General features: G+C 41.1%; 6 protein-coding genes. All 6 read right to left on the minus strand.

Annotation, left to right across the window (positions count from 1 at the left end; translation table 11 throughout):
• Window positions 1-216: 216 nt before the first annotated feature.
• A complete protein-coding gene (gene mobV / locus NSB03_RS19730) occupies window positions 217-2,367 on the minus strand; it encodes a MobV family relaxase (protein ID WP_024988778.1) in 2,151 nt (716 codons plus the stop codon).
• A 139-nt stretch (window positions 2,368-2,506) separates the two neighbouring features.
• Window positions 2,507-3,088 carry a P-loop domain-containing protein gene (locus NSB03_RS19735; RefSeq protein ID WP_024988779.1) on the minus strand — a complete coding sequence of 194 codons (582 nt, stop codon included), beginning with the start codon at window positions 3,086-3,088 and terminating at the stop codon, window positions 2,507-2,509.
• A gap of 3 nt (window positions 3,089-3,091) precedes the next feature.
• Window positions 3,092-3,787, minus strand: a complete 696-nt coding sequence (locus NSB03_RS19740) for a phage replication initiator YdaU family protein (RefSeq protein WP_024988780.1) — start codon at window positions 3,785-3,787, stop codon at window positions 3,092-3,094.
• Between the two features lie 3 nt (window positions 3,788-3,790).
• Complete coding sequence (locus tag NSB03_RS19745; protein WP_024988781.1) at window positions 3,791-4,168, minus strand: helix-turn-helix domain-containing protein; 378 nt, start codon at window positions 4,166-4,168, stop codon at window positions 3,791-3,793.
• Window positions 4,169-4,340: 172 nt separating this feature from the next.
• Window positions 4,341-4,658, minus strand: a complete 318-nt coding sequence (locus tag NSB03_RS19750; protein WP_024988782.1) for a hypothetical protein — start codon at window positions 4,656-4,658, stop codon at window positions 4,341-4,343.
• Window positions 4,659-4,671: 13 nt separating this feature from the next.
• The gene (locus NSB03_RS19755) at window positions 4,672-5,331 is read right to left on the minus strand and encodes a hypothetical protein (RefSeq protein ID WP_257466600.1); all 660 of its coding nucleotides are present in this window, start codon (window positions 5,329-5,331) and stop codon (window positions 4,672-4,674) included.
• Between the last annotated feature and the right edge of the window lie 283 nt (window positions 5,332-5,614).

Raw genomic sequence — 5,614 nt, forward strand, 5'->3', positions numbered from 1 at the left:
CTATAAGTATAATTAATTAGATACAAGTAAGTTACATACGAATATAAGAGCGGGGGATTTTTCTTTTTAGAGGAAAGATATGAAAACTAAACAAGAATGGAAAAAGAAAACAAGGAAAATATTTGTGTAGTGGAACTTTTTTATTTTAAGGGCTGTTTATTGCCAATAGAACGGCAAACAGCCCTTATAAAAGTTGTGTTCCATGTAAGTACATAACTACTGTGACATTCCACGTTTCTTCTTTGGCAAAGCCTCCAATCCTATCTTCTGCGTTCCATCCCAATTGGTGAGTTGGTCGGCACAGCCGTTGGAACCTCCAGTTGTGACATTGGTTTTGGAGCTGCATGACATATAGTCAATAAAGCAGATGAAGTTGTTGATGGCATGAGAATCGTACATGTTGTCATTTTCCGCAAAGAGCTTCGTCCAGTTAGTGACACACTCCATGCGGAAGCTCGTGCAGCCATTCCACGATAGACCTTCGAGGAGTTTCCTGACGGCAGAAGAAACACCATTCTTTGTGCATAGGTCGAAGCCGAACTTTTGAGCAATAGCCATTATGCCATAGTAGATTGACTTTGCTTCTTGCTCGTTGAAATCTATTCTGTCAGTAAGAGCGAAACTTCTTAGGCTATCTTTGCCATTAGTGACAATACTATCGAGCACTGTCTGTCGTCTGTTTTCTCTTGCTTGCTCCTCACGCTTCGCCTCTTCCGCGAGACGAGTTTCTTCTTCCTTTCGAGCTTTGACCTTTCTTGCAGCCTCGTTGTATTCAGGTTCGTTCCATATTTCATTCCACTTACGAGATAGTCTCTCATAATCAGATCGAAGTGTACTTAATTCACTCTCTGCTTTGTCTGCACGTACCATTTCTGCATTCTTGGCGGTTTGCAACCTATCCACAGCATCAGCATCAATTAGAGTCAATCGGTATTTAAGCCCATTTACTTCCTCAGTAAGTGTGGTCACTTTAGCATTAAGGCTCTTTATTTTTGCATCCTTTTCTAAAATGATGGAATCCTTTGATTTCAGTTCTTGCGAAAGACTCTTGTTGCTATCCCATATCATGCGAAAACGTTGTCCCAATGATGTCGCTGTAGGTTCGCCATTCCATTTCAGTCCCGTTGCTTTGATAAAGCTGTTGGTGGCTTCCTTGACACCAGCATTGTACGACTCTTTGAGTCTTGTAGCTTCTTCGTTCTTGTACTTGCCAGGTTGGAATATCTTGGCCAGAAATCCAGATTGTGCAGTTTTCAGTTCCTTTTGTGCAGCCTCCTTCTGTTCCGTGACGATGGCTGTTTCGGCTTCAATGTTCGCCTTTAGCTTCTTAGCCTCTACAATAGCCAGTTTCGCCTGTCGCTCTGCTTCAAGAGTAACCTTATTCTTGTGTCTGCGTCCACGCCTTTCCTCTGGAGACAGTTCATCGTATGGAATGCCTCGTTGCAAGCCGTACTTGCAGCCCACCTCATTGTAGTATTTGGTATGAAGATCAGACAAATACTTCGACTTGTCTTTGGCTGTTTCACCCCAAACCTTGGCGTATGACACACGCTCAACGGAATCCTTGGTCAGTTCACTTTTTATGTAGTAGGCACGCTCTTCTTTTGGTAATGCTTTCCATTCCCTAGTAGAAAGCACCTTGTCAAGATTATTCTTGTGTACGTATTTGCTGCCGATGCGCCCACGCTCTCTGACTCGCTCCATCGGAACGGTTAACACATGAGCATGAACGCCAGTCTCGTCACAATGCACGTCAAAGCCAATGATATTCTCCTCTCCCCATAGTCGGCAACAGAAGCGGTATGTATCCTTTGCCCAGTCGGTGATGGCTGGCATTAGCTTTATATGACTGTTGTCTGCGTAAGGGTCAGAGGTGTCTATCTCTTGATCGCCAAAAGCAAGTTCCTTCATCACTTCATGGTCACCACCGAAAATAATGTTCACCAAACTGTTCGGACTGTTCTTTGCAATCTGGCTGGGGTGCTTGGCATCCATATAAGGTCTGAAGCCAAGTTCGTCATGACGCATCTGTAAGCGCTCGTTTAAAGGAACGGGATTGGAACCAAGGGGCATAACCTTGCATCCTTTGGCGATTTCAAAATTGAGATGCTTGCGAGAGTAGTTGTAGTGGTTATTCTTTTCCGTTTCAGCATTTCTTAATCGGTAACGTTTCTCGTCCCAACCTCTGCGTTCCGCTTCGTTGCCCATCTGCGACGAAAACGCCTTCTTGTTTGAGCCTACATGGATTGAGGCACGTGGTATGTTGCTATAAGTCATTTTGTACTGTGAGTTGTTAGGTTCCAGTGATGCCGCTGGCAGCGTTGTAAAAAGTAGTGTTTCAGCAGGTCTCGGGCGGAGTCTGAGCATAATAGAAGGACTTTTTAAGTGAACAGCGCAAGCAGGTGAATCTAAAAGTCCCTATTATGTTTAGGATTATTTTTGATAATCCGTTGCTAGCCGCTTGCCTTTACTCAGACTCGCTGTTGACCTGCAGAACTGGTTGATATTACTTTCTTAAACTGGAGCCTTTGAAATAAACTACATTCGTAATGGCCCTAAGACGATCAACCACACGCTCACCGTATTTTATTCTTAGTTCATCCACAGTTAGGTTTGTGGTAAGAATCAGTAGTGTGCCCTTTTTCTCAGCCAAATCAACAAGTTCGGCAAATGGCACACGATGCTCACCATATTTAACGTATTCACCTTCTGTGCCAATATCATCTATACACACGATACGGTTCTTCAATATCTTATCAATAAGATTATTCAAATCAGTTGCATCGTATATGTTCGTAATGAGATTACAGCTATCTATAATAATTGGAGGAATAATCTTGGTGCAGATGATAGTCTTGCCACGACCTGGATGTCCGATACATAAAAGACCACGACCGTGATTGTTAGTCAGCCAGCTTACTATCTCCTCATATTCGGGCAACCATTGATGAGCGCCAATGAAGAATCTGAGTCCATTTTGCAAGTTGACTTTTGCATCGGATATTTGGATATACACTCTTTCTGGTCTCAGCCGAAAACCGAAATCTTTCAAGCGTTCAGCTGCATGTCTAAAATCTATTATTGCCATAATTTACCACTTTTCTTGATTGTCATACTTGGAGAGTGAGTTGTCTTTCAATGTGACGCCAGTCTCCATTCTTTTACTTACAGGACCTTTGAATTGACTAGAAGTCGGAATCGGATACAAGCCTCGCCATCCTCTACTGATACAATAATTCACAATAGCGTCAGCCTTTGAAGGATCACCTCCACTCAAAGCTTGCAATTTCTTATAGCAAGCCTCAATAGTAGAAAGTGATTGTTCACGGTGATATATTTCGCACAAATATCCAGACCATTTATTCAAAGCTGGCAGAAGTTGTTCGTCGAAGACCAACGTACCTTCTTTCTCTTCTTTGTTCTTCTCTTTCTTTATATTAATATTATTACTTGTAGTATTAGTAGATAAAGAAGAAATACAGTTGGTATTGTTTTGGTATTGACTTGGTGTTGATTTTGCTGCATTGCGATTATTCTTAGGAGCACCGCCACGATGATGAGTCTCTGGTTTGGAGCATCCGTTACGATATAGCTTCCAACTTTTATCTAATTCTACCTTGGCATACAGAAACAGTTCGAATGCTCTACCGTGCAATTCATTCTCAATACAATCAAGGCCATATGCGATGAAAGCCTCAATGAGCGCCAGCTTGTCCTCCACGGGGCACGACTCAATCAGATGATTGAGCGTGCGTGTGAATGGGAATTTCTTACGTACAAACTCCATAACCTACTTATGATTAAATGATGAAGTAAGGTATGCTCTCTCTGCTTCTTCCTGAAGCTGTACCATGCTCTTAACGGGTTTTTGACGAAGCCAACAGTCAAGTTCTTTTCTTTCGAAGAATATCAACTTTCCATGAGGCTTATAATACGGAATCTCATGTGCAGAGGTCATCTTATATAATGTACTCTTAGAAATCCCCGTATACTCGCTGCCCTCCTCAAAGGTCAAGATTTCTTTTAGAGCCAACTGCTTTGACTCTAACTGGCGGATACGTTTTTCCTGTTCGTCACTCTTTTTCTTGAAGAGTGCCAACTGTTCATGCTGCTCCTGGCACTTTGCCTGAATTTCAGCATAGCTTTCAGATAAGTCTATGTATGACATTTTTATCTTTGCATTAATATGTTTATAAATAGGAGCTGGCCAGCATCCGTTACTGATATCGGTGCAAAGATAGACTAAAAGAAAAGGGAGAATAAAAAAGTAAAATAATAGTGGACTAATAATAGATTAAGTCCATTAATAGTCCACTATTACACGATAAAAGCCTGATTTTCTATTTATTATGTGTAGTTAAGGTGATAATCAGATTGTCGATAGATTTACTACCTACTGGTAAGGTAGTCATAGCTTTGTTCTTAGCTACTTTCAAATCATTGTGATTCACAGGAGCTGATGTGCTTTGCTTCAATAGCTTGTCAGAAAAACAAGCCGTCCAGTCGTGTGACACAAAAGACTTTGCTGCCAGCATATTCATCAAATATGCAAAAGCGGTGTTGGCATTCAAAGTCAGCATAGCCTCATTATCAACTGATGCGCAATAGAAAAGATCTAGTATCTGTTTCTCATTCACGTCCCTATTATTGTACTTCAACAGACCAGTGACTTTACGTATTGTTCACCGTAGACGTGATCTCTGTGATAAAGAACGATAAATTCTTATAACAAACTCCTAAAGGATTGGATGGAGAAACAATGCCATCACAAGGATAATTGCTCGTTTCGTTAGGTGAAATGTTCTCTGCAGAGTCAAGTGTTCTATCTTCAATATCTTCCTTTTGTTCACCTGCTATCAACTGATGGAACACCTGCATGGTCAACTCTCTGCTTGATTCTGCATTGAATAGTTTCGCGACAAGATTCGAATGAGACTCGAGAACAGACACGACTCTATTGTAAGAACGCCAGTTTTCGTCCTTACGGTCTTCCGCATCATATTTGTAGTCTTTTGTGTCAGGATTATGATCATCCTTAAAGCGACTGATAAACGCACGATAATCAACATCTGTCTTGACTCCCATACGCTTATACTTCAGGAATGCCTGGTTCATGTATAGATACTCACCTTGGTTGTATTGAGGATATTTCTTGGTCCAAAGATGGTAAGATAAAAGTATGGTAAGGAGATATAAAATCAGAGCGGCTATCCAATAGCCACCTGATATACGCACAACAAAAAATAATGTAAATACAAACAGCAATAATGCTGAAGAAGCCAAAAATGGCCATGATCGTTTACTAGGTTTGCGGAATATAATAAAGCTCATTTGGTGAAATATTTCAAGCAAAGTTAATATATATTCCCAACATAAACGAACATGGCCATATTTTTTTATTGCTGTCCGATAAAACTTTTTGAGGCAAAACAAAATTAGGACTGGCACCTATTGCGGGAGTCAGTCCTTTTAGTTTAGTTTGTGTTCGCCAAAACATTTTCTAAACTATGCCCAAAAGTAGTCATTTTAACGGACATCCGCTCTATGGTCAGGTAATAAAATTGCTTGATAAGTCGAAAATTCTTCAGTTTAGCCGCGAATACGGAGGAGAGAG

This window comes from Bacteroides acidifaciens (assembly GCF_024623065.1).
GTDB classification, from domain to species: domain Bacteria; phylum Bacteroidota; class Bacteroidia; order Bacteroidales; family Bacteroidaceae; genus Bacteroides; species Bacteroides acidifaciens.